Source organism: Variovorax sp. KBW07, assembly GCF_003852515.1.
GTDB lineage: Bacteria > Pseudomonadota > Gammaproteobacteria > Burkholderiales > Burkholderiaceae_C > Variovorax.
The window spans coordinates 6,169-6,698 of the sequence record NZ_QAJK01000237.1 but is presented as its reverse complement, the minus strand read 5'-3'; the positions used below and the strand labels follow the sequence as shown (position 1 = coordinate 6,698).

At 66.4% G+C, this 530-nt stretch carries 1 protein-coding gene; it reads right to left on the bottom strand.

What is annotated here, in order from left to right; genetic code table 11:
* Positions 1-57 precede the first annotated feature (57 nt).
* The coding region (locus DBV14_RS34100) for a DUF853 domain-containing protein (protein WP_260397312.1) at positions 58-530 on the bottom strand (473 nt) is incomplete at its 5' end.

The window sequence follows — 530 nt, the reverse complement described above, 5'->3', positions numbered from 1 at the left end:
TGGGCGTCGCCCTGAATGACTCAAACAGCAGCGACAAAAAAACGAAACAGAGAGACGTCAGCGCTTCTTGCTGCCGAAGATCCCGCCGAGCACGCCGCGAAGAATCTCCTTGCCGACCGACGTGCCCATGGTGCGCACAGCGGACTTGGCCATGGTCTGTACCAGCCCGTCGCGCTTGCCGCCGCGTGGTCCCGTGCTGCCGAAAATCATGTCGTTCAGCATGCCGCCCATGCCGGAGCCTGACGCTTCCGCCGCAGCCTTGCCGCCCGGCGCGACCACCGGTGCGTCCGGCGCGCTCTCGGCGCGGCCCTTCAGCTTTTCGTAGGCCGATTCGCGGTCCACCGTCTTTTCGTAGACCCCCGCCACCAGCGAGTTGGCGATCAGCGTCTTGCGCTGGTCCGGCGTGATCGGCCCCAGCTGGCTGCCCGGCGGCACCACGAACACGCGCTCCGTCACGCTCGGGCGACCTTTTTCGTCCAGGAAACTCACCAGCGCCTCGCCCACCGCGAGTTCGGTGATGGCCGTCTCGA